This is a genomic window from Collimonas fungivorans, assembly GCF_001584145.1.
Taxonomy (GTDB): Bacteria; Pseudomonadota; Gammaproteobacteria; order Burkholderiales; family Burkholderiaceae_D; genus Collimonas; species Collimonas fungivorans.
In genome coordinates this window covers 181,887-205,578 of sequence record NZ_CP013232.1, presented here as the reverse complement: position 1 = coordinate 205,578, position 23,692 = coordinate 181,887, and the positions used below count along the sequence as shown (strand labels likewise).

The 23,692-nt window shown below is 60.6% G+C and carries 22 protein-coding genes; 9 read left to right on the top strand and 13 right to left on the bottom strand.

Annotated features, from left to right (window positions below; all coding sequences use genetic code 11):
- Nucleotides 1-8: 8 nt before the first annotated feature.
- Entirely contained in the window at nucleotides 9-1,256 is a 1,248-nt protein-coding gene (gene cqsA, locus CFter6_RS00900; RefSeq protein ID WP_061538346.1) for an alpha-hydroxyketone-type quorum-sensing autoinducer synthase, read from the bottom strand.
- Nucleotides 1,257-1,419: 163 nt separating this feature from the next.
- Here cqsA and CFter6_RS00895 point away from each other — a divergent pair, with 163 nt between their 5' ends.
- The 4 genes from CFter6_RS00895 (at nucleotide 1,420) to CFter6_RS00880 (ending at nucleotide 5,842) form a co-directional block, all read left to right on the top strand.
- On the top strand, nucleotides 1,420-2,739 hold the full coding sequence (locus tag CFter6_RS00895; protein WP_061538345.1) for a sensor histidine kinase: 1,320 nt from the start codon (nucleotides 1,420-1,422) through the stop codon (nucleotides 2,737-2,739).
- A 54-nt stretch (nucleotides 2,740-2,793) separates the two neighbouring features.
- Entirely contained in the window at nucleotides 2,794-3,807 is a 1,014-nt protein-coding gene (locus CFter6_RS00890; protein WP_061538344.1) for a response regulator, read from the top strand.
- Nucleotides 3,808-3,822: 15 nt separating this feature from the next.
- Complete coding sequence (locus CFter6_RS00885) at nucleotides 3,823-4,557, top strand: helix-turn-helix transcriptional regulator (protein WP_061538343.1); 735 nt, start codon at nucleotides 3,823-3,825, stop codon at nucleotides 4,555-4,557.
- A 76-nt stretch (nucleotides 4,558-4,633) separates the two neighbouring features.
- On the top strand, nucleotides 4,634-5,842 hold the full coding sequence (locus CFter6_RS00880) for an MFS transporter (RefSeq protein ID WP_061538342.1): 1,209 nt from the start codon (nucleotides 4,634-4,636) through the stop codon (nucleotides 5,840-5,842).
- A 16-nt stretch (nucleotides 5,843-5,858) separates the two neighbouring features.
- Here the strand turns inward: CFter6_RS00880 and CFter6_RS00875 are convergent, their stop codons facing one another.
- Entirely contained in the window at nucleotides 5,859-6,116 is a 258-nt protein-coding gene (locus CFter6_RS00875) for a hypothetical protein (protein ID WP_150118568.1), read from the bottom strand.
- Nucleotides 6,117-6,205: 89 nt separating this feature from the next.
- Nucleotides 6,206-6,622 carry a MarR family winged helix-turn-helix transcriptional regulator gene (locus tag CFter6_RS00870; RefSeq protein ID WP_061538340.1) on the bottom strand — a complete coding sequence of 139 codons (417 nt, stop codon included), beginning with the start codon at nucleotides 6,620-6,622 and terminating at the stop codon, nucleotides 6,206-6,208.
- Nucleotides 6,623-6,776: 154 nt separating this feature from the next.
- Between CFter6_RS00870 and CFter6_RS00865 the strand changes: the two genes are divergently transcribed.
- The 3 genes from CFter6_RS00865 (at nucleotide 6,777) to CFter6_RS00855 (ending at nucleotide 9,168) form a co-directional block, all read left to right on the top strand.
- Nucleotides 6,777-7,349, top strand: coding sequence for a TetR/AcrR family transcriptional regulator (locus CFter6_RS00865; RefSeq protein ID WP_061538339.1), 573 nt, complete (start codon nucleotides 6,777-6,779; stop codon nucleotides 7,347-7,349).
- Nucleotides 7,350-7,495: 146 nt separating this feature from the next.
- A complete protein-coding gene (locus CFter6_RS00860; RefSeq protein WP_061538338.1) occupies nucleotides 7,496-8,134 on the top strand; it encodes a glutathione S-transferase family protein in 639 nt (212 codons plus the stop codon).
- Nucleotides 8,135-8,187: 53 nt separating this feature from the next.
- Nucleotides 8,188-9,168, top strand: coding sequence for a pyridoxamine 5'-phosphate oxidase family protein (locus CFter6_RS00855; RefSeq protein WP_061538337.1), 981 nt, complete (start codon nucleotides 8,188-8,190; stop codon nucleotides 9,166-9,168).
- 64 nt (nucleotides 9,169-9,232) lie between these two features.
- Here CFter6_RS00855 and acpA read toward each other — a convergent pair whose 3' ends face one another.
- Entirely contained in the window at nucleotides 9,233-11,386 is a 2,154-nt protein-coding gene (acpA, locus tag CFter6_RS00850; RefSeq protein WP_061538336.1) for an acid phosphatase, read from the bottom strand.
- A gap of 189 nt (nucleotides 11,387-11,575) precedes the next feature.
- Here acpA and CFter6_RS00845 point away from each other — a divergent pair, with 189 nt between their 5' ends.
- Complete coding sequence (locus tag CFter6_RS00845) at nucleotides 11,576-12,835, top strand: cytochrome-c peroxidase (protein ID WP_061538335.1); 1,260 nt, start codon at nucleotides 11,576-11,578, stop codon at nucleotides 12,833-12,835.
- Between the two features lie 43 nt (nucleotides 12,836-12,878).
- Here the strand turns inward: CFter6_RS00845 and CFter6_RS00840 are convergent, their stop codons facing one another.
- The 5 genes from CFter6_RS00840 to CFter6_RS00820 all read right to left on the bottom strand — a co-directional run bounded on the left by CFter6_RS00840 (nucleotide 12,879) and on the right by CFter6_RS00820 (nucleotide 19,120).
- Entirely contained in the window at nucleotides 12,879-14,507 is a 1,629-nt protein-coding gene (locus tag CFter6_RS00840; protein WP_061538334.1) for a bifunctional aspartate transaminase/aspartate 4-decarboxylase, read from the bottom strand.
- Between the two features lie 61 nt (nucleotides 14,508-14,568).
- Entirely contained in the window at nucleotides 14,569-16,254 is a 1,686-nt protein-coding gene (gene aspT / locus CFter6_RS00835; RefSeq protein WP_061538333.1) for an aspartate-alanine antiporter, read from the bottom strand.
- Between the two features lie 265 nt (nucleotides 16,255-16,519).
- Nucleotides 16,520-17,152 (bottom strand): glutathione S-transferase family protein, encoded by a 633-nt coding sequence (locus tag CFter6_RS00830; protein WP_061538332.1) that lies wholly within the window; start codon nucleotides 17,150-17,152, stop codon nucleotides 16,520-16,522.
- A gap of 92 nt (nucleotides 17,153-17,244) precedes the next feature.
- Nucleotides 17,245-17,949: a helix-turn-helix transcriptional regulator gene (locus CFter6_RS00825; protein WP_082814500.1), complete on the bottom strand. Its 705-nt coding sequence runs from the start codon at nucleotides 17,947-17,949 to the stop codon at nucleotides 17,245-17,247.
- 31 nt (nucleotides 17,950-17,980) lie between these two features.
- On the bottom strand, nucleotides 17,981-19,120 hold the full coding sequence (locus tag CFter6_RS00820) for a branched-chain amino acid ABC transporter substrate-binding protein (RefSeq protein WP_061538331.1): 1,140 nt from the start codon (nucleotides 19,118-19,120) through the stop codon (nucleotides 17,981-17,983).
- 157 nt (nucleotides 19,121-19,277) lie between these two features.
- Between CFter6_RS00820 and CFter6_RS00815 the strand changes: the two genes are divergently transcribed.
- On the top strand, nucleotides 19,278-20,075 hold the full coding sequence (locus CFter6_RS00815; RefSeq protein ID WP_061538330.1) for a class I SAM-dependent methyltransferase: 798 nt from the start codon (nucleotides 19,278-19,280) through the stop codon (nucleotides 20,073-20,075).
- Here the strand turns inward: CFter6_RS00815 and CFter6_RS00810 are convergent.
- From CFter6_RS00810 to pip, 4 genes are all read right to left on the bottom strand, one after another.
- Nucleotides 20,072-21,340 (bottom strand): glycosyltransferase family 9 protein, encoded by a 1,269-nt coding sequence (locus CFter6_RS00810; RefSeq protein ID WP_061538329.1) that lies wholly within the window; start codon nucleotides 21,338-21,340, stop codon nucleotides 20,072-20,074. The genes CFter6_RS00815 and CFter6_RS00810 overlap by 4 nt on opposite strands.
- Nucleotides 21,341-21,367: 27 nt before the next feature.
- Nucleotides 21,368-21,838, bottom strand: coding sequence for a hypothetical protein (locus CFter6_RS00805; RefSeq protein WP_061538328.1), 471 nt, complete (start codon nucleotides 21,836-21,838; stop codon nucleotides 21,368-21,370).
- A 159-nt stretch (nucleotides 21,839-21,997) separates the two neighbouring features.
- Nucleotides 21,998-22,531, bottom strand: coding sequence for a hypothetical protein (locus tag CFter6_RS00800; protein ID WP_061538327.1), 534 nt, complete (start codon nucleotides 22,529-22,531; stop codon nucleotides 21,998-22,000).
- Between the two features lie 99 nt (nucleotides 22,532-22,630).
- On the bottom strand, nucleotides 22,631-23,617 hold the full coding sequence (gene pip, locus CFter6_RS00795; protein ID WP_061538326.1) for a prolyl aminopeptidase: 987 nt from the start codon (nucleotides 23,615-23,617) through the stop codon (nucleotides 22,631-22,633).
- Between the last annotated feature and the right edge of the window lie 75 nt (nucleotides 23,618-23,692).

Below are 23,692 nucleotides of genomic sequence, written 5' to 3'. Positions count from 1 at the left end.
CGGCGAGGTTAGCTGAGAGCGGCGGCAGCCATGCGCTTGCTGGATGACCAGTCGGCCAGCTGCACTTTGTCGCGAATCGCCGCACAGGCTTGCAAAATCTGGCGGATTTCCACTTCGGTCAGGCCGGAGTTGAGCGTCAGCCGGACCAGCGAGCGGTTCTTGGGTGTCGCCGGGGCGCAAAAAACCGCGCCGAAAATGCCCTCCGCTTCCAGCGCCTTGCGCAGCACCTGCGTCTTCGGCTCGGTTCCGGCTTCCAGCGCAATGATCTGCTCCGTGCCGTCGCTGACGTTGTAGCCCAACTTGGTCAAGCCGTCGCGTATGCGGCGTGCATTGCGATGCAAGGCAAGGCGCCGCTCATCCGCGTTGCGGATGAAATCCAGCGCAGCGTCGAACCAGGCAAGCTCATGCCGCAGCATGCAGGAACTGAAAATGGCGGGACGCGAGGTGGACAGGAAGTAGCCTTTGAATTTACTGGAACAGGTGATGAATCCAGCCCTTCCGCCGAAAGCCTTGGCCAGCGACGCAGTACGAAAATGGACACGATCGGACAAGCCCATCTGCACCACCAGGCCGGCCCCCGCAGGACCGTGCGTGCCGAGCGAATGCGATTCGTCCACCACCAGGATGCTGCCGCTTTCTTCGGCGACCGCCAGCACTTCACGCAGCGGAGCCACGCTGCCGCTGACGCTGTAGACCGAATCGATCACGATCACGCCGGCGCCGTGCTTGAGCACCTGGCGCCGCAGATGTTCAACCTCATTGTGCAAGAACGGCACCGGCCGCGCCTGGGCCGCATGCACGCCCTCCCACAAGGAAGCATGCGCCTGCATGTCCAGGTAGACCGGCACGCCGGGACCGGCTATGGTTTGCAGCAGGCCGACATTGGCGCTCCAGCCGGACTGTGTGATCAAGCCGTCTTCCGCCCCCATGAAATTTGCCATTTTTTTTTCCAGGCACGGCTGGGCGCTGCCTTCCCGCACGAACACCGTCGACATCAGCAGGCCGGCTTCGCCGCGTAACAGGCACGCCGCCTGCGCCTCGATCAGCCGCGGTTCCGCGGCAATGCACAGATAATCGTTGCTAGATAAATAAATGGCGTTCGGTCCAGGCGAACTCCAGTGCAGCAAGTGTTCGCCACCCCACAATTTTTCCATGCGATCCGTGTAATACTCGTCCAGACGGGTGGATACGAAGGCTGGCAGGCGCTGCTCTGCTGCCAAAATCAAAGGTTCGTGGTAGCTTTCTGTTAATGGCATGATTTTCTCCCCTATACTTTCAGATGAAAAACCAAACAGAGCCGCCATGTCCCTGTCTGGAACGTGGAATCAGGTTATGCAATTGGACTTAGCACATCGCTAACTTAGCGTCGCCTCGCAACGACCCCGCATCAAATCCAATAGGCCTAATATCTGATACATCATGATTGAAAACATTAGCAGCTGGAAAAGCAAGCGCTGGCGGGCCTGGGAGCGCGCGGCAAGCCGCTGGTGGCTGAGCATCAACACTCAATTCAATGACATGGCCAACCGAGTAGCGATCCTGGCGTGGGTCGCCGTGATCGGCATGCCGCTGTATTACGTGGTCTGGGCATACTGGTTTCCGCAGCCATACGAAAACCTCAGCTTGCGCCTGTTTTGCGTCGCGCTCTGCGGGCCGATCATATTGATTCGCCACCTGCGCCAGAAAAAATGGCTGGCAGCTTATTTTTTCGTTTGCCTGACCTTCGGCCTGCCGTTTTTTTTCACGTTCATGTTCCTCATGAATGACGGTTCAGCGGTATGGGGCCAGTCGCTGCTGATCGGCCTGATCCTGCTGTTCCACTTCGACACCACCCTGGCCTTCCTGTCATATGTCATAGGAACCCTGCTGGCTTACGTTGTTTATTCAATAGTCCATGGCAGCCTCATGCCGCTCAGTCCTGAGATGCTGGAACAAGTGCCGATCCAGCTGTTCGCCGTGTTCACGGTGTCGCTCGCCAAGGTCGGCAGAAAGGTCCTGGCGCGGGAAAAGCTGGCCGGCATGGCGACCGCGCTGGCGACTGTATCGCACGAATTGCGCACGCCTTTGCGCAGCATCAACGCCAATGCGCGCGGCTTGAGCCGGCTGCTTCAGGAGAACGCGCCGCAGGCGACGCCAAGCCAGGTGCCGATGGAAAAGGCGCTGGCCCGGATCGAACTCGAAGTCCGCCACATGAACAACGTAATCGACCTGTTCCTGCTGAGCGCCTCGACCGGCAGGGAAAACCTGGTGCCGAAGGACATCGTGTCGATGGCGGCGGTAGTCGACCTGATGATGCAGCGCTATCCGTTCGTCAACCAGGAACAGCGCGAACTGGTGGCCATCACGATCCGCTCCGATTTTCGCCTGCTGGGACAGGTCGAGCTGTGTTCTATGGTCCTGATCAATTTGCTGCGCAATGCGTTGACTTCGGTCCAGCGCGTCGGCAAGGGCCGGATCCGAATCGTGCTGGACGGCGCCCGGCCGAGGCCGAGGCTGCTGTTCATCGATACCGGCTGCGGCATCGAGGCCGGCCGCACGTCGCAGATTTTCGAACGCTTTTACGCCTATCCCGAATCCAGCGGCACCGGCATCGGACTGGCTTTTTGCAAGGATGTGCTGGAAGCCTGGGGCGCGCGCATACGCGTGGTTTCACGTCCGCTTCGCTACACCATTTTTGTGCTGGATTTTCCGCCTATAGTGCAACAAAAAGCAGCAGACATGCGCTCTCTGTTAAATTAACTGTCTTTCCAGACCAAGCGCAAACGCCATCCTTGCGCCGGCAATGCCCCTGATATGAACATTTCATTACCTGTTTATCAACATCCGACCCTGACTATCCTCATCGACGATAGCCAGAGCTTCCTCGACAGCCTGGCTTTCCAGCTGCCGCCGCACATGGCGCGCAAGGTTTTCCACGATACCCAGGCCGCCCTCGAGTGGCTGCGCGACGCTTATCGCCATTCACCCAGCAAGAGCCAGTCGATCCGGGTCAATTATGACGAACAGGCGTTCTCGTTCGAGCGGCGCACGGTGGCGGTCGACATCGAGCAGATTTACCGGCAATCGATGAACCGCCGCCGTTTCCTGTTGCCGTCGGTGCTAGTGATCGACTACGCCATGCCGCAAATGAACGGCCTGGCGTTTTGCCAGGCGGTGCAAGACCTGCCTTGCAAAAAAATCCTGTTCACCGGCCAGGCCGATGAAAAGATTGCAATCGATGCCTTCAACCGCGGCCTGATCGACCGCTTCATCAAGAAAAGCGACCACGATGCGCTCGACCACCTGGAACTGGAAATCCGCAGCCTGCAAAAGGAATTCTTCCACGCCCAGTCGCTGACGCTGAAAGACCTGTTGTCGCGCCATTCCTATACCTTCCTGTCGGACCCGGCGCTGGAAACGCTGGTCGAACAGCTGTGCAAGCGGCACGGTTTTGTCGAGTATTACCTGTTCCCCAACCCGACCGGCATCCTGTTCTTCGACATGCAGGGCAAGGCGACGCTGATGGTGGTGGAAACCGAAGCCAGCCTGATGTCGCAGCTGGAGGTAGCGCAGGACTACGGCGCGCCGCTGGAACTGCTGACCGGCTTGCGCGAAATGCGGCTGGTGCCGTTCTTTTCCGACAGCGGCGGCATGTATACCGACGCGTTGCGCCACGATTGGCTATCATACTGCCTGCCGGCGCAGATTTGTTTCGGCGCTCAGGACTACTACTGGGCGCTGTTTGATTTCCCGACCCACTTTTTACGCGAACCCTTTTATTCCTTGGCGGATTTCTTGCGTGACCAGTCTGCCGATATAAAATCATAGAGTCATAAAAACCCCATGCTGCGAAGCGAAACTGCTGCCCGATTATCCGCTCCCGACCTGCTGCAGGTCGTGCAGGCCCCTGACTGGGAGCAGCTGCGTGCGTGCATGCAACGTCTGCTGGCGCAGCTTGGCATTTGCGATTTCATGCTGCGGATGGAGATCGCCAGCGTCAACGGCGCTTCGCAAGTGCAATTGTTCGGCAGCCTGCCAAACGCCATGCTGCAGCAGTTCAGCCAGCCGGCGGACGACAAGACCGATCCGGTCCGCCAGCATCTCGCGCGTTCCTGCCTGCCGCTGAACTGGCAGGTCGACCAATTGTGTCTGCTGCATGGCGGACAGATCTATCCCTTGTTGAAGACCAAAGGCGTCACGCAAGGCATTAGCCTGGCGCTGCACAGCAAGCATACGGTGAGCCGCCTCGATTTCTATAGCAATGCGGCAGGTCAGGCGCTGTCTACCGGCGTCCAGGCCGACGCCCTGCTGCTCGGCGTCTATCTGCAGGAAGCCGCTGAACGCTTGTGGCGCAAAGTCGCGCCGAACCAGGAACCGATCTTGTCGGCGCGCGAACTCGAATGCCTGCGCTGGAGCGCCGACGGCAAGACCAGCAGCGAAATCGGCCTGATCCTGGGCATATCGCAGCGCACCGTGTATTTCCACATGAAGAATGTGGCGATGAAGCTGGGCGTCTACAGCACCCGCCATGCAATTAGCAGAGCGGTCATGAAGGGTATCATCAAACCCAATACCTGAACGGCAAGGCGTCGGCTATGCTGGCTGTGCGGCTGATTGCCGCGCATTGCGTTCTCCCACTCAACAAAAACCGTCCATGGATCGTCGTATCTATCTGCTCGCGCTGGTGGCTTTCATCGCCGGCCTCGACGAAAACATTGTCGGCGGCATCCTGCTGCCGATCGCCCGCGACCTGTCGGTGTCGGTCAGCGTCGCCGGCCAACTGACCAGCGTGTTTTCCCTGTCGTTTGCAGTTTGCGCAGCGCTGCTGCTGTCGCTGACTGCACGCTTTGAGCGGCGCGCCCTGCTGCAGGCGGCGCTGGCCGTATTCGCCCTCAGCAACCTGGCAGCCGCGCTGGCGCCGAACTATGCGGCGCTGTTTGTGCTCCGGATCGTTTCCGCCGCGAGCTGTTCGCTGATCGTGGTGCTGAGCACCACTTTCGCCTCGGCGCTGGTGGCGCCCAGCCACCGGGGCCGGGCCATCGGCGTCATCTTCATGGGCATCAGCGGCTCGCTGGTGCTGGGCATACCGTTCGGCATCGTCCTCAGCGGCCATTTCGGCTGGCGCCTGCCGTTTGCCGCGATGGCCTTGCTTGCCACCGCGCTGATCTTCTGGCTGCAAGCCAGCCTGCCGCGCATGACCGCGCAGCAGCCCTTGCCCGTGCCCTTCCCTTTGCAGCGCTACTGGCAACAGCTGGCGATCCCGAGCCTGAGTTGCGCCCAGCTGGTGTCGATCCTGATGATCGCCGGCCATTTCACCCTGTTTGCCTACCTGGCGCCCTACCTCGGCGCCACGCTCGGTTTGCATGGCAACAGCCTGAGCCTGATGTATGCGCTGTTCGGCGCATCGGCAGTCAGCGGCGGTTATCTCGGCGGCTGGCTGTCGGACCGGCTGGGCGCACGCCGCACACTGTGGCTGGTGCCTGCCATGTTCACTGTGGTGCTGGCCAGCCTGCCGCTGTTTGCCGGATCCCTCTGGCTGTTCCTGCCGGCGATGATGATATGGAGCAGCCTGAGCTGGAGCATCTCGCCAACCGTGCAGAGCTACCTGATCGGTTCGGCGCCGGCTGACAGCGAAGTCAATATCGGCCTCAACACCTCAGCCATGCATCTTGGCGTGGCGCTGGGAGCGGCCTGCGGCGGCGTCGTGATTGCCTGGCAGTCGCTGGCGGCCACGCCCTGGTTCGGCGCCGCCTTGTCAGCTGCGGCCTTGTCATGCGCCTGTTTTTCACTGCATCTGAGCCGTGGCCATGTCCCGCTTTCCCGCGCGGCGGCGCCCGGCGCCACGTCGCAACTGGCGGAATAAGCAGGTCTGCCGCAACTCAGGGCGCCATGCCGGAACAGGAGGACAGCGCCGCCACCAACTCTGACTGGCGGCTGACGTCGCTGCTCAGTTGCTGCGTGGTGAGGCCATAGTCGGCCGCATGCGCCGCCAGGCAAGCGCCCTGGTTATCCAGCAGGCCTGGCTCGGCAAACAACAGATACAAGATGATTCCAGTGGCTGCGGCGGCAACTGCAAGCGCCGCCAGAATGGCGCGGAGTCCTGCGGTTTTCCGCATATTGCTTGAGATTGCTGGCATGGCGATTCCTTCGCAAAATAAGTTAGCTAAACAACTAATTGAATGAAAATTTAGGCAGGCTTGCCTGCCTTGCATGGTCACGCCAGCATTTAGCCGATTTTTTCCCTGACCCCGCGCAGGGCGCTGATCGAATCGTCAAAACGCTCGCCGCCCATCTGCCCGCGCAAACGCTGGTCCAATTCCGCGCTGACGGCATTGATCGGTCCGTCCAGCGCCAGCGCCGCCGCTGTCGGAAAGATATTCCATTCGCGGCCGTCGGCGGCAGAAGGACGACGTTCGATAAGGTTCTTGGCCAGCAGCGCGTCCAGCAAACGAGTCGCCGTCGGCCTGGCAATGCCGAAGATGCCGGCCAGTTCGCTATTGAGCAGCCCGGGCTGCCTCAGCACTGCGCGCAGCACGAAACCCTGCGGCGCAGTCAGATCGAACGGCTGGTAGGCAGCATTCCACTCGCGCTCGACGATGCGCGCCAAGGCCGTGGTGTTGAAATAAAGGCAGTGATCAAACATGGCTTTATTCTAGATCGATATAGTTAGCTATGCAACTATTATTCTGCAGCTGCCAGAACCAACGCTGATTTTGCAGGGATGTCCTTGCTGTTTTGGTATTTCACCTCTACATTGATAACAACGAACATTCGGTACACTCACCAGGCCCAATACCATGCCAACAGCTACCCTCTCCCGCGACCAGGTCATCGATCGCATCCTGGCCGCCTTTCGCCGCTACGGTTATGAAGGCAGCAGCCTGTCGCGCCTGTCTGACGCTACCGGCCTCGGGCGGTCAAGTCTTTACCATTATTTTCCAAACGGCAAGGAAGACATGGCGAGCGCAGCCATGGCCGCGGTCGGCACCTGGTTCACCCAGCACGTGCTGTCCACCCTGGATAGCCGCGAGGCATCCGCCATCCGCCTGCAGCGCTTCGCCGGCAAGCTGACCGAGTACTACTCCAATGGCATGGCGCCCTGCCTGATGGATGTATTCACCATCGGCGAAGCCGGTTCGCTGTTCCAGCAGCACCTGGGCGGGCGCATGCGGGCCCTGATGGCCTTGCTGGCCGGGGTAGCCGAGGAGGCTGGCGTGGATAAGGTGGAGGCCGCCGTCCGCGCGGAAAATGCCGTGGTGGCGATCCAGGGATCGCTGATCGTGTCTCGCGCTTTGGACAGCAACGGCCCCTTTTTGCGCATGATAGAAAATTTTCCCGCCATCCTGCTTGGCCCTCAGCCAGCCAGGTAAGGCATTTTTGACTTTCTGTTTTTACTTGACAGTCTGGTTTTGCTTTTGTATTGTACCGATTGTTCGGTACAGACCATGCAGTTTTTGCCACGCATCGCTCACGATGCTTCACTGAGCTTTTATCCCAGCCATCCAGGAGATCCTCCATGCCAGCCGCCCGCCCAGCCCAACCGATCCGCCTTTATCGCGCACCCTTGTCCGGCCACGCCCACCGCGTCCAGCTATTTCTGTCCCTGCTGGATCTGCCGTTTGAAATGATCGACGTCAACCTCGGCGCCGGCGAACAGAAAAAGCCTGAGTTCCTGGCGAAAAATCCGTTCGGCCAAGTGCCCGTGATTGAAGACGGTGAGGTTACGCTAGCCGATTCGAATGCGATCCTGGTCTATCTGGCAAGCAAATACGGCGATGCCAGCTGGCTGCCGCGCGACCCTTTGGGGGCGGCCACCGTGCAGCGCTTCCTGTCGCTGGCGGCGGGCGAGATTTTCCGCGGCCCGGCTAGCGCCCGCCTGGCCACCTTGTTCGGCATGCCGCTCGACCACGGCGCGGCCTGCGCCACCGCCAAGCGACTGTTCACGCTGCTGGAACCGCATCTGGCCGATCGCGTGTTCCTGGCCGGCGCCCAAGTGACGATCGCCGATGTAGCGGCTTACAGCTATATAGCGCATGCGCCTGAGGGCGGCGTGGCGCTGGACGACTATCCGCATATCCGCGCATGGCTGGGCCGGGTTGAAGCCTTGCCCGGTTTTGTCGCCATGCAAGCCACTCCGCCGGCGTTGGCAGCTTGAGACTGCGCGCCCCGGTCGCAAGCGATCGAGGCGCTCCACCAAGGAGGCAAGACATGTCCCATCCTGAAACAGTAGCAACCATTCCAGAAAATACGCCTTTCCATAGCGGCGAACAGGCAGTGCAGCAGCGTGTCGGCGTGCTGGAAAAGATGGCGAGCCGCGGCCATCTGCTGCGCAGCTTCATGCCGGACCAGCATCGCGAGTTCTTCCAGCAGCTGCCGTTCATGATCGTCGGCAGCATCGACCGCGAACAGCAGCCGTGGGCCTCGATAGTGACTGGCGCACCCGGTTTCGTGACCTCGCCCGACGCTGAACACCTGGAGTTGCATCCGCACATGCTGGCAGCCGACCCGCTGCGGCAAAACCTGGTCCATAACGCCGCGATCGGCATCCTCGGCATAGAACCGCATACCCGCCGCCGCAACCGCATGAACGGCAAGGTCGAGGACATCAGCGCCGCGGGGTGGACGCTGAAGGTGGACCAGAGCTTCGGCAACTGCCCCAAATACATACAGGCGCGCCGTCCCACCCTGATTGAGGACGACGGCGCAGCGGCGCCTGTGGTCCACCGGACGGAACAGCTCGACGCCGCGATGCAAAACCTGATCGCCGGCGCCGACACTTTCTTCATTGCCTCTGCTTTCATGGGTAAACCCGCAGCAGCCGACGATCGCCAGCACGGAGTTGACGTTTCACACCGCGGCGGCAAGCCCGGCTTCGTCCGCATCGACGATGCAAAGACACTGACAGTGCCTGATTTTGTCGGCAATTTTTACTTCAACACTATCGGCAACCTGGTTGAACATCCCCGCGCCGGCTTGCTGTTCATCGATTTCGCCAGCGGCGATTTGCTGTACCTGGCAGTCAGCGCCGAGCTGATCTGGGACGGTCCCGAAGTCGCGGCATTCACAGGCGCCGAGCGCTTGCTGCGTTTCCATCTGGAGCAGGCGATACGGGTCGAGGCCTCGTTGCCGCTGCGTTGGGGTGAAGCTGAACTGTCGCCGGCGCTGGCGCCCATGGGATCCTGGCAATAAAAAAGCCGGCTGCCTTTTTCAAGGCAGCCGGCTTTATGGTTTTGCTAACCGGGTTTCGGCCAGATTACTCTTGCGGGACCGGTGTCAATGCAGCGCTCAGGTCGCCCATCGGCTTGGCGCCATTCGCCACCAGCGCCTTGTCGCGGGCGGTGATACCAGGCAGTACCGGCAGCGCATAGCGGTTGGTGATGAAACGCAGGATGGAAGCGGTGTCGTACTGGGTGTGGTCGACGAAACCCTTCTTCGCATACGGCGACACCAGCAGAGTCGGCAAGCGCGTGCCCGGACCCCAGCGGTCGCCCTTGGGCGGCGCCACGTGATCCCAGAAACCGCCGTTTTCATCGTAGGTCACCACGATCAGCATGTTCTTCCATTGCGGGCTGGCTTGCAGCTTGGCGATGACGTCGGCGATATGGGCGTCGCCGTCAGCCACGTTGGCATAACCGGCATGCTGGTTCAAGTTCCCTTGCGGTTTGTAGAACGCCACCGCAGGCAGTTTGCCGGCGGCTGCATCCTGCAGGAAGGAAGCATCGAAATCCTTCAGGTGGCTGGCCCGCTCGGCAGCGCCGGTGGCGGTGGCCGGATCGAAGCGGCTGTAGTAGTTGAACGGCTGGTGATGCGGCTGGAACTGGACCTTGCCGCCGTAGATCACGCTGCGGGTGGCGTTCGGCGCATCGGCCAAGGCGGCATTCCAGGCGCCGGCATACCAGGCCCAGTCGATGCCCTTGGTCGTCAGCTCGTCGCCGATATTGGTCTGGGTCTGGACCGGCAGGGTAGTGGCCTTGCTCGGATCGGCGTAGGCAGCGACCGCGGCGGCGTTGTTGCCGCTAGGCTGGTATGGCGGCTGCATGGTGTTGACCGCATAGAACATGCCGGCGGCATCTTTCGGCGTGATGGTGCTGTCCTTCTGGTAGACCGGTGCGCCGTTCAATACCGAAGTCGGATTGCCGGTGCCTGGGGTCAGGCCGACCAGGTTGCCGCTGGCGTCGAGCGTGACCGCCGAGATGCTGCCCTTGGCAGGCGAAGTGGCGGCGTCGGCATTCGGGTAAGTCGGCGCGCAGGCGCAGATCAGGTACTGATGGGTCAGGAAGGAGCCGCCGAAGGCGCCCATGAAGAAATTGTCGGCCAGCGTGTACTGCTTGGCGATATTCCACAGCTTCATCTTGCTGCCGTCGTAATAACCCATGCTGAGGCCGCCGGCATCCGAGTAAGCGGCGAATTTGTCGTTCTTGCCGCCGTTGATCTGCATCTGGTTATTGAAGAAGCGATGCACCAGGTCGCGCGTAATCACGCTCGACGACATGGCGATCGGGCTGTTGACATCGTCGATCTGGAACGGCTTGTTCGGCAGGTTGGCCGACTGCGCTTGCGTGATGACGGTGCTCTGGCCGGCCAGGGTCATGCCGCCCCAGGTAGGCGGCAGGACCGGCAGGGTGCTGCCGTCGAAATCCTTTTGCGGCACGTAGCTGGAAGCCGAGGTCGGATTGACGCCGGGAATACCGTTGGCGCCCGGGAACAGGCCGTACAGGTTATCGAAGCCGCGGTTTTCGGCAAAGATCACCACCACGTTCTGGATATTGTTCATGGCCAGCGCGCTGCCCAGTGCCTGGCCCAGGTCGACATTGCCGCCTTGCGCGATAGCCGCTGCGATGGCGGCGTTGACGGCTGCTGCTTCGGCTTTCAGCTTGGCCAGGTCATTGCCGCCCAGCTTGTTGATGTCGGCCAGCAGGTTGGCTTCGGCAGTGCCGATCTTGGCGGCCAGCTTCTTGCTGGCGTCGGCGAAATCGCCGCCGTTGGCATCCATGGCCGCGGCCAGTTCGGTCGAGATGGCGCTGACGAAAGCGCTGTGGCCGGTTGGTGCGCGAAACACCAGCTTCTGCGTGACGGCGCTGCCTTTGTCGCCCAGCGCTTCATGGCGGATGGCGCCAGTATCGACAGTGGCCACCACCGCGCCCTGGCCTTTGAGGGAATAGGAACCGTCAGCGGCCGTAGTAGTTACCGGCGAGGCGGCGTCGCAGGTTGCTTTCTTTACCTTGTCTTCGAAGCAGACTTTGGCTTTTTCATAATAGCTGCCGGTTACCTGGCCGCTGGTCACAGCGCCGCCGGAATCGCCGATCGAGCCGCCGCCGCCACCGCCGCATGCGCTCAAGCCCGCCGCTAGTGTCACCGTTGCCACCGCTGCCACCGTCTCTGGCAGCCATTGTTTGGTCCGCTTCATAAACCCTCCCCGGGGTGATAAAAAGCGCAATCCTATGCCCCGAATATGTCAGCTGTGTGAAATGCCGTGCCGGCCGCCATTTATTTTTAGGGTGTGGATGTGTCATCGTTCTGTCACACAACGCTGCTAGGCTTGCCTCCCATTCGATGCGGCGCTCCGCTCGTCCCCCAAGGCTTGCCAAACATTTCTATGAAACCAGCGGTCATTGCAATCCTGAGCGGCGTCGCCGCGTTTCTCCTGAACGCCTGCGGCCAGCAGCATGCTGACGCCGAAGCCGCCAAGCCTGCTACGCCAGCCTACGTGGGCGCCACCTATGCGCCGACGCTGAAAAAACAGCCTTCGGTAGCCGACATGACCGCGCTCGGCCGCACCATGTTCTCCGATCCTTCCCTGTCGGCCTCGGGCAAGATGTCTTGCGCTACTTGCCACAGCCCCGACCATGCATTCGGCCCGCCCAACAACCTGGCGGTGCAGCTGGGCGGCAAGGAAATGAAAACGCTGGGCACGCGCGCCGTGCCTTCGCTGCGTTATATACAGAATGTGCCGGCTTTCACCGAACACTTCTTCGACGACGACGGCGATGACAGCATCGACGCCGGCCCCACCGGCGGCCACAACTGGGACGGCCGCGCGCCATCCACCCACGACCAGGCGCGGATTCCGCTGTTGTCGGCGCACGAAATGGGCAATGCGAACGCAGCCGAAGTGGTGGAGAAACTGAAGAAGGCAAGCTACGTAGCGCAATTCCGCGCCACCTTCGGCGAAGATATTTTCGACAGCCGGGAACAGGCTTTCAAGTGGGCGCTGATGGCGCTGGAAGTATTCCAGGAAAGCCCGACCGAGTTTTATCCGTACAACAGCAAGTACGACGCCTTCCTGCGCCAGCAAACCCAGCTCAGCAAACAGGAATTGAATGGCTTGCGGCTGTTCAACGATGCGTCCAAAGGCAACTGCGCCTCATGCCATATCAGCGAAATCACCGCCAGCGGCGCGTTTCCGCAATTTACCGACTACGGCCTGATCGCCATCGGCGTGCCGCGCAACAAGAACATCCCGGCCAACGCCGATCCAAAATATTTCGACATGGGCTTGTGCGGCCCGGACCGTACCGACCTCAAGGACAAGACCGAATATTGCGGCCTGTTCAAGACGCCGTCCTTGCGCAACGTCGCCACGCGCCAGGTGTTTTTCCACAACGGCGCTTTCACCAGCCTGGAGCAGGTGATGAAATTCTACGTGCAGCGCGACACCCAGCCGCAGAAATGGTATCCGCGCGACAAGGAAGGCAAGGTACGCAAATTCGACGACCTGCCTGAGGCCTACCATGGCAACGTCAATGTCGAAGCGCCGTTCGACCGCAAGCCCGGCGACCGGCCGGCATTGACGGATGGCGAAATCAAGGACGTCATCGCCTTCCTGAAAACCCTGAACGACGGATTCCATCCTTAAATCCCAGCTTTGCAGGGTGGGCACAAGTGCCCACCCTGCGGCGTTATTTTTTGGCTTTCTTTCCGGCCTTCGCCACTTTCGATTTTCCGCCCGCACCTTTTTCGAACTGCACATGGAACTCCAGCGCCAGCTTGCGGATCGCCGTGCCGATGTTGGTGTAGTCGTATTCGTTAAGATTGGCCAGCGACACCCGCGCCGACGCATGCGCCGTACCAAAACCGCGCCCAGGCAGCAGTATCACGCCGGTCTCTTCCGCCAGCCGGAACAGCGCCTCGTTCGGCTTCAGGCGTTTCACCATCCACTTGGCAAAATCGGCGCCGTACATTTCCGTGGCCAGCGTTTCCAGGTCGAGCAGATGGTAGTAGTGCACCGAATCGGCGTCGACCGGCAGCGGCAAGGCCAGCGCCCGGTACAGCGCTTCCTTGCGCCGCAAGACGATGCGTTTCATCGATTTCTTGTAATTCTGCGGTTCATCCAGCAGCGAATACAAGGAAAACAAGGTCATCTGCGCCTGCACCGGAGTCGACAGGCCGGCGGTGTGGTTGAGCGCCACGGTGCGGCTGTCAGCCACCAGCCGGTCGATGAATTTCAGCGCGCGCGGTTCGGTGGTGATCGAGTTGTAGCGCAGGTCCAGTTCCTTGCGCCGTGCTTCGGGCAACGCCGCGATCTTGTCGTCCAGGATATTGTTTTCGTGGGTGGCCACCACTCCCATGCGCCAGCCGGTGGCGCCGAAATACTTGGAGAACGAGTACACCAGGATGGTGTTGTAGGGACAGATCGCAAACAGCGATATGAAATCGTCGGCGAAAGTACCGTACACATCGTCGGTAAGGATGATCAGGTCGGGACGCTGCCTGACGATCTCGCCGATATACGCCAGCGTCTCATCGTTGATCCTGACCGAAGGCGGGTTGCTGGGATTGACCAGGAAGAACGCCTTGACCTTGGGATCGAGCAGCTTGTCGAGTTCCTTCTTGGTGAACTGCCAGTTGTTCTCAGGCGGCGCATCGATCAGCAGCTCGACCAGCTGGTAGTCGTTGAGGTGAGGGATTTCGATATACGGCGTAAAGATCGGCATGCCCAAGGCGATGGTGTCGCCGGCCTTGAGGATATGGTTTTCGCGCAGGCTGTTGAAAATGTAGGTCATGGCGGCAGTGCCGCCTTCCACCGCGTACATGTCGAAATTGCCGATGAACGGCTGCTCGCCGATCATCTCCTGGCGGATGTACTGGCCGACGATCTTCTCGCTCAGGCTCAGCATGCGGTCCGGCACCGGATAGTTGCAGCCAAGGATGGCGACGCACATCTCGTAGAGGAAAGCGCCGGCCGACAGGCCCAGCTGGTCGCGCACATAAGACACGGCGGCTTCGATGAAACGCACGCCGTCGACGCCGGCGTGGGCCTTGGTGAAAATCTCGAAACGCGCCTCGATGCCGTCGCGCTGCGGGAATCCGCCGACGCCGTCCATGTAGACATAGGAGCGCTCGGCTTCGCTCATGGCGAACAGGCCGAACTGGAAAAACCCGTGGCGCGGCGTGGTCGCCAGGAAATTCGGGTTGCCGCGGCCGGCGTTGAGCATGGCGCGGTCGGTGCCCGAGGCCACCTGGATCAATGCATCTTTCAATTCAAAGGGGCTGAGCAGGGCGAGTTTATCCGGGTTGCTGAAATCCATTCTGACACTCCTTATTCGATAGATTGAATCCGCCGCAGCGGACCGAGAGGCGCAAACAAGCTCAGACCAGCGCCACGATCAGCGGTCCCAATAACGTCAGGAACACATTGGCCAAGGCGTAGGTAATGGCGAAAGGCACGGTGGGAATCGCATTTTCCGCTTTGTCGAGCACCTCGCCGAACGCCGGATTGGCGCTGCGCGAGCCACTCAGGGCGCCGGCGAATACAGCGGTATTGTCATAGCGCAGGATGTAGCGCCCGATCAGCATGGTCAGGATCATCGGCAGGATGGTCACCACCACGCCGACGCCGAAGATGGTGAAACCCTGCTGCCGCACGGTCTGCACTGCCTGCAGCCCGGACGACAGGCCGACCACCACCACGAAACCGGCCAGGCCGAGGTCTTTCAGTATCTGCACGGCACCGGCCGGCATGGCGCCGAACGACTGGTGGCGGGAGCGGAACCAGCCGAACAGCAGGCCCGAAAGCAGGGCGCCGCCGCCGCTGCCCAGCGTCAACGGAATCGAGCCGACCTTGGCCACCAGCAGGCCCACCAGCAAACCCACCACCAGGCCGGCGCCGAGATAGACAAAATCGGTCTTGGCGCTCGGCACGATTACATAACCGACAATATCGGCAACGCGCTTGACGTCTTGTTCGGCGCCATAGATCGACACCACGTCGCCCACCTGGACGATGGTTTCAGGCAGGATAGGCAGCACCTGTCCCATGCGGCTGATCTGCACCACGTAAATGCCGTGACGTACATCGCCGGCGGTCTGGGTGCGGATTTCCGCCACGCTTTTATTGTGGAACTCCTTGTTGGTCAGGACCACTTCCCGGTGCTGCATGGTCAGCTCCATGCCTTCCACCGCATATACTTCCTTGCCGAGGAAACCGGAAGTGCTGACCACCGCTTCACGGCGGCCGACCACCAGCACGATGTCGTGCGGCTGCAGCAGCAGCTGCGGACTGACCTCGATCACCTGGCCGGCGCGCTTGACTCTTTCAATCGTGATGGCGGTGGCAGGATCGAGATTTTCCACTTCCTCGACCGAGATCTTGCCCTGGGTGATTTCATACAGGCGGCCCACCAGTTCCGGCAGCGCCGCATGCTGCTCCGGCCCCAGTACCTTGACCCCGGCCTGCATCGCCGTCTCGGCCTTGATCGCATCTTCGCGGATGCTGCGCCCCATCAGTTTCGGCAAGATATTCACGCAGACGATGATGGCGCCGAAAGAGCCGAACACGTAAGTCACCGCGTAACCCACCGCGACATTGCCCTGCAGGCGCGCCACCTCGGCGGCGTCGAGTCCCAGCTTGGTGATGGCGTCGCCGGCGGTACCGATGATCGCCGACTGCGTCAGGCCGCCGGCGGCGACGCCCGCAGCCAGTCCCTTGTCGAGGCCGAACAGCTTGGCCATCACGACTACTGTCGCCAGGCCGGTCAGCGCCAGGATCGCTGCCAGGATGATTTCCCGGATCGACTGTTTGCCCAGCGAGTTGAAGAATTGCGGGCCGCTCTCGTAGCCGACCGCATAAATGAAAAGGGCGAACAGCACCGCCTTGACGCCCGGATCGACCTGCACCCCGGCCTGGCTGACCAGCACCGCCACCAGCAGCGAGCCAGCAACGCCGCCGAGCTGGAACTTGCCGAATTTGATCTTGCCGACGGCATAACCGACCGCCAGCGATAAGAACAGCGCTATCTCCGGGGATTTCTTGAATAACTCATGCAGCCACTCCATAAGGGACGTCCTTTCCTTTTGAGAAATGCAGTTTGTTCAATAAGCCGGTGCCGCGTCCTGAATGGTCAGTGCAGAAGAAGCCTTGAGAAGTTGCATAAAAGCATCCCAATAATAGCAGAATCGATATTTCCCAAAAGAAATAGCGATCGGTTTACCGGGCAAAAAGAGGGAGATGATGCAGGCGGGCGGCATATGCCGCCGAAGAAAGGCTGGCTTGAAGCAGCGGTATGACGGGAGATCCGCTGCAGTTGCCTGGAGGCCGCGCTCAGGCCATCAGCGGCGCTTCCTCAAGCGTGGTCTGGCGCCAGGCGTCGAGCTCTTGCACGCGGCAGAACCAGGCTTGCAGGTTGGTGTATGGCTGCAGCGGCACACGCCCCGCCGCGGCCACCATCAGCGGCGCCGCGATCGCCAGGTCGGCCAGGGTCAGGTCCGGTCCCGATACCCATTGCCGCCGAGCCAGGTGGCGGTCCAGCACGCCGGCATAGGTCTCCAGGTCGGTCAGTCCTCGCTGCAGTTCGAGCGGATCAGGCCGGCCGGCGCCAACCAATCCCTTGATGAAATTTTCCCAATGAAAAATCCCTATCGCCGGCGCAAAATGCTGGGCCGACCAGAACATCCAGCGGTTGACGTCGGCCCTGGCTCGCAGTTCGGTCGGGTATACCGTCTGCCCTGGCGTCTGGTCGGCCAGGTATTGCATGATCGCGCAGGATTCCCACAGGATGAAATCGCCGTCCACCAGCACCGGGACCTTTTCATTGGGATTGATCGCCAGCAGATGCTTGCGCTGCTCGGTGCTGAACAGGTCAAGCAGCACCAGCTCGAGCGGCAGGCCAAGATGGTGCGCGGTCATGACGACACGCTGCGCATTGGACGAAAGGGGGTGATGATAGAGGCGCATGACGACGATCTCCCGGAATTGTTGATGCGATATCTGCATCTTAGTCCCGGGGTGCTGACAGGCTATGTCAGTAGCGTTCCGACAAGCAAGCGCTACTCGCCTTCACCAAAAGGATTTTCACGGCGCCAGGCTTGCAGCAGCATGCTGCGCTGCTGCGGATAACGCACCTTGGTCAGCGTCAGGACACTGATCCTGTCGTTGCGGAAGTGGCGGAAGCCGTTGCGCAGCTCGCACCAGGCGATGACCAGCCGCTTGCCCTCGAAGAACGCCAGTGCAATCGGCCAGACCAGTCTTTCGGTAGCGCTGCCGTTCTCGTCGCGATAGCTGATATTGATCTTGTGCTGGCGCCGGATCGCTTCACGGATCGGCCCCAGCGTATTGTTGCCGGGCGCTTCTTCGAGGAAGCTGGCAGCCAGCAAACCCGTGTTCGCCATGCTGTCGCGCAGGTCCAGCGGCGAAGCGGCGGCGATCTTGCTGAGTGCGCTCTTGGCGGCCTGCGCCAGGCCGTCGTCGCCTTGCTGCTTGACCCAGCTCGCCCCCAGCACCAGCGCTTCCAGTTCGTCCTCGCTGAACATCAGCGGCGGCAGGAAGAAGCCGGCGCGCAAGACGTAGCCGAGGCCGGCTTCGCCCTCGACCGGCGCGCCCAGTTCGATCAGGGTCTGCATGTCGCGGTAGATGGTGCGCACCGAGACCGACATCTGCTCCGCCAGGCAGGCAGCGGTAACCGGCCGCCGGTGGCTGCGCAAGGCATCCATCAGCATGAACAATCGTCCGGTACGGCTTGCTGCCTGTGCCAATGCGCCTCCCTCTGCTTGTCTACTTGCTCATCTACTTGCTCAATGTCAGCAAGGTTTGCTGGCCGTTCCTGAAGGTGTAGATCGACAGTGTGCCGTTCTTGATATCGCCTTTGCCGTCAAAGGCGATCTTGCCGGTGACGCCGGTGTACTGGATCTTGCCCAGCGTCGCCAGATATTTCTTGGGATCGACCGAATCGGCCTGCTGCATGGCTTTGGCGATGATCATCACGGCGTCGTAGGTATATGGCGCGTACTGGACGATGTCGGCATTGTATTTTTTCTTGTAAGCGGCCTTGAAAGCATCCAGCGGCGCAGGGTTTTCGACCCCGCCCGCGATCGCGCAATACACCTTGTCGTCGATCAAACCTTCACCGGCCAGGCGCGGCAGGGCGCCGGTGCAGATGGCATCGCCACCCATGAAATTGGCGGTAATGCCGAGTTGCCGCATCTGGCGCAGCATGGTGCCGGCGCTGGCGTCGATGCCGCCGAAGAAAATCAGGTCCGGCTGCTTGGCCTTGACCGCGGTCAGGATGGCGCTGAAATCGGTGGCTCTGTCGTTCGTGTATTGCGTCGACACTACCTTGACACCATTGGCCTTGGCATCTTTGAGAAATTCCGTAGCCAGTCCTTGACCATAGGCAGTGCGATCGTCAATCACCGCGATCTTTTTTGCGTGCAGGGTTTTTGCCGCATACCGGCCCATCGCGGCGCCAAGCTGGGAATCGTTGGCCACTACGCGGAAAGTGGTGTTGAATCCTTGTTCGGTATATTTGGCGCTGGTCGCAGAAGGCGAAATTTGCGGGATACCGGCGTCGAAATAAATCTTCGATGCAGGGATCGAAGTGCCCGACTGCAAATGCCCGACTACTCCCGCCACTTTGGCGTCGACCAGTTTCTGGGCGACGCTGGTGGCCTGTTTCGGATCGCTGGCGTCGTCTTCAGCCTGCAATACGAACTGGATCTTCTTGCCGCCGATGACCAGGTGCCTGGCGTTCAAATCGTCGATCGCCATGCGCGCGCCGTTTTCATTGTCCTTGCCGACATGCGCCACCGGACCGGTAATCGGGCCGACGTGCGCAATCTTCACGACTTGCTCCTGGGCCTGCACGGCGGCGCTGAAGCTCAAGGCAACGGCGGCGGCCAGCAAGGTTGTTTTGGCATGATTTTGCATGTTTTCTCCCCGGGGTTTGAATTTTGTTGAAGTGCTGCGATTATCCCAGCCTCCTGGCAACTGTTCCAGCGGCGTTTATTCTACACGCCATGCTTGTGGCTATAATGATCCTCAGCCCGCTATTTTCTGCTGCCACCCTTTATCCGCCGCCACCGTCATGAACCATAATCCATACGAGTGCAACAAGGTCCCGGAAACCACCCGCTGCAAATGCTGCGGCCAGAACTCGACGCTGGCCGGGCTGGTCGATTTTTCCAGATGCGGCGCTGACGTCCACGCCGGCAAGAAGGTCGATCCTTATGCCGGCTGGCCGGTATATTTTTACCGCTGCGGCAGTTGCGGTTTCACGTTTACCCGGGCGCTCGATCATTGGCAAAACCAGGATTTCGCCACTTATATCTATAACGACGACTATGCCCGCCACGATCCGGATTACCTGGGAGCCAGGCCGCAATCGAATGCCGACATGATCCTCAAGAGCCTGGGCGGCATGAAGGACCAGATCAGCTTGCTCGATTATGGTTCAGGACTAGGCATGATGGCCGATATCCTGGGACGCAACGGCTTTGCGTCGGTGGCCAGCTTCGACCCATTTTCCTCGGCGCAGCGGCCGGACCGCCAGTTCAATATGGTGACCTGTTTCGAAGTGTTCGAACATGTGAACGATCCGGTGGCGCTGGTCAAAGACATCAGCAGCTTCCTCAGCGCCGACGGCGCCTTGCTGTTCAGCACCTTGTTCTGTCCGCAGCAGGCCGTCGACGAGGGATTGCACAACTGGTGGTATTGCGCGCCGCGCAACGGCCACATTTCGTTTTATACCGCGGAGGCGCTGACTGCCCTGGCAGCGCCTTTCGATCTGCGGCTGCACAGTTTCACCGACGGCTTGCATGCGTTGTACCGGCCCACTGCGGCCGGCTGGCTGCAGCCGCTGATCACGCCCGCCGGGCGATCTTAGGCCGGCGGCTTGCCGGCAGACAGAGCCGCCGCCATTTCCGCAATCACCGGCTGCCAGTCGCCCAGCCGGGCCTGGCGATACAGGCGCATGGAAGAATACCAAGGGGTATGACGCTGGCAGTCGTACCAGCGGTAGTCGCTCGCTTGCGGCAGCATGAGCCACACCGGCCGGTTGCGCGCACCGGCCAGGTGCGCCGGCGCCGAATCGATGGAGATCACAAGGTCCAGGCGCTCCATCACATGCGCGGTATCTTCGAACGAACGCAAGTGTGCGCCCAGATCGGCTATCCGATGACGTTCCATCATGACTTTTTCCGACTCGCTCAGGTCGCCCACCTGCAGCGAGAAAAATTCCGCGGAAGTATTTTCCAGCAGCGGCAGCAAGGCATTCAATTCGATGGAGCGGAACGGTTCGTGGCGCACGCCGCTATCGCTGCGCCAGGCTAGCCCTATCCTTTGCCTGCCGCTTGTTTGCAGCGGAAGTTTTTCTTCAACCAGGTCCGGCAGCGCGTAACCCGCGGCCAGCGCCAGGTAGGCGCCTGCCGTGCAAGGAAAATAGGGGCTGTGCTGGTAACGAGTAAACAGGGCGAACGGCCAGGTGATGAAATCACAGTCGCGCATCAGGTCCGCGGTATCCCCGACCACCACAATGTCGAGACCGCTGTTTTTCATCAAGCCCTGGAGCGATTGCGGCACCTGGCAATACACAACCGTAGCGCCTTCTTGCCGCAGCTTCTCCATGTAACGGCATAGCTGCAGCAGGTCGCCGGCGCCGCCTTCACCCGATACCAAGATGCTCTTGCCGGCCACCGGCTGCTTATGGAGCACCTTGTCCTTGAACGGCAAAAACCAGTTGTTGTCGCGGCCGGGCGAGGCCAGCCGGGTCCATACCTCGCACCACTCCGGCTCGTGCAGCGCCTTCAGCAGCGGATGAGCCTGGTGATATTTCCCAAGGCAATATTTGACTATTGCCAGTTCCAGTTGCAGCTGGTAAAAGGCCTCGGCATTGGCCGCCAGCTGCGGCAGCGTCTCTTCCAGCAGGGGTTCGGCATGCTCGAACATGCCGAGATAACTCATGTCGATGCCGAGCTGGGCGCGCTGCATCGGCGTTTCAGTCCTTGCCGGCCACTGGCTGACGAGGGCAATCGCGTCGTCAACCCTGCAGGCGCCACGCAACCGCCGCACAAGCTGCAGCGCGGAGTCGAAATTTTCCTCGGCCTGGTAAGCGACGTAAGCGGCAGCCAGATTGTTGTTGAAACTAGTCATGTTGGCGTCAAAGGCCTTGTCAGAGAATTATTGGCTTTTCGCGCCAGCAGCGATGCCGTTCCATGATACACCACCGCATTTGCCAGTCTGGCTCAACAGCCAGCCTTGCAGCTGCCTGCCGATCACCAGCGGGCTGCTGCTGAAACACTCGCCCTGCGGCGGCGCCGGCATCTGCCTGACCGACACGAACAGCGGCCCCTTCGGTTCGACAATCGGTTCGCTGCCGCGTACTTTCCCGCTGCCCAGTTCGGCATTGCAATCGTAGCGGCGCCCGGAAGCATCTGCCGTGACGACGCCCACCATGCCGTGATTCATCGGATAAACGTTTTCGACAAACACATTGGCGCCTTTCGGATGCTTCAGCAGGCAGGCATTGGCGGCCTGCATCACATCCTTGTCTGTCAGCATGTCGCCGATGGACATCGACAGATCATCCGCCATCACCATATCGGACACCAACAGAGCGCTAAACAGCAAGGGGATCAGGGACAATTTCATAACTTACCTTTTGTTTTCCAGACACAGCGCGCTGGCTCATCCCGCGCGCCGCACGGCCACTCTAAACGGTTTGCCGTTTTTCGCAAACCGAAAATTCCTGGCGTCGATTGTTACGTTTCAACTTAACAATCGAAGGCCAAGCGGACACTTGGTGTCAATTTATTTGAGTGGCGGCAGCGGCATGGCGTTCGGCTCCAGCGGATAGGGCGGCTTGCTGTCGCCCGTCGTGCGCAGGTTAACAATCACTCGTTCGATATCCGGTTCAGTGCGGACAAAAATTTCCAGCGCGGCCGCATCGATGGCAGGATCGGCGCTGCAGCCCTCGATCCAGACGAAGCGACGTTGAAATGTCAGCCACAGGCTGCTGTTGCGGGCGAATCCCGGTTCGGCTGCAAAATGCGCTTGCACCGAGCGCGCGATCGGCGCGTCGTACAGGTAGGAATTCGGCTTGTCGCATTTTCCGGCCAGCCAGCAGCTGGTGCCGCGTTCGCTGCGCCAGTGCGTTTCCTTGCGCATCTCTTCTTCGCTCGCCAGCGGCCCCAGCGGCTGCGGACAATCGGCGACGGCGCTGCGCACCTGGATGAATGGATCGTTGAACCAGTTTTTCAGGGTTTCACCGCAGGCCGGCGAAACCATTCCGGCTGCCGCCAGCAAGACTGGCAACAGATATCGCAAGCGAAGCGGTCGTGGCATACCGGATCTCCTGAATGATCAGCCATTGCGGCATTCTTCGGAGGGCAAGGGCCCTCCGCTTGCATCGTCGTCAGGCTCAGTTCCTGCTCGGTTCCCTATTCAAGCAGCAAACTTGTCGGTCGCCAGGATCAGCTGATGCAAGATGCCCGGCTCGCTATACGCGTGTCCGGCATCGGCGACGATGTGCAGTTCCGCTTCAGGCCAGGCCTTGTGCAAGGCCCATGCGGTTTTCGGCGTGCAGCAGACGTCGTAGCGGCCTTGCACGATAACGCCGGGAATGTTGCGCAACTGGGCAACATCGCGCAGCAGCTGGCCATCTTCAAAAAAGCAGCCGTGGGTGAAATAATGATTTTCGATGCGGGCGAAAGCGATCGCAAATTCCGGTTCGTCGTGCGCTTCGGCCAGCGCAGGATCGGGGATCAGCTTGACCGTGCTGCCTTCCCACACGCTCCATGCTTTCGCCGCCGCCAGCTTGGCGGTTTCGTCGGCGCCCGTCAGGCGACGGCTGTAAGCTGCCACCATGTCGTGCCGCTCGGCCTCGGGAATCGGCGCCAGGAAATCTTCCCACTTGTCCGGGAACTGGCGCGACGCGCCGTCCTGGTAATACCATTGCACCTCTTCATGCGTGCCGGTGAATATGCCGCGCAGCACCAGCTCGCTGACATGCTGCGGATGTTTTTCGGCATACGCCAGGGCCAGGGTGCTGCCCCAGGAACCGCCGAACACCAGCCATTTTTCAGCGCCCGCCATCTCGCGCAGCCGTTCGATATCGGCCACCAGATGCCAGGTCGTATTGGCTTCCAGGTTAGCGTGCGGCGTCGACCGCCCGCAACCGCGCTGGTCGAACAGCATGACGCAATATTTTTCCGGATCGAACAGGCGCCGGTGATCGGCATTGCATCCCCCGCCAGGACCGCCATGCAGGAATACCGCAGGCTTGCCATCAGGATTGCCGCATAACTCCCAATACACCTGATGGCCGTCACCCACATCCAGCAAGCCGGATTTAAACGGTTCCAGCGGCGGATACAAGCCTCGTAATTGCGGAGTGGCGGTTTGCTGCACAGCGGGTTGGCTGGTTGTCATGAGATCGTTTCCTTGTGGGAGTCGGAGGATACGATCATAAGCAAGTATGGCGATGGCGTCCAGCGAGGGTGGTCC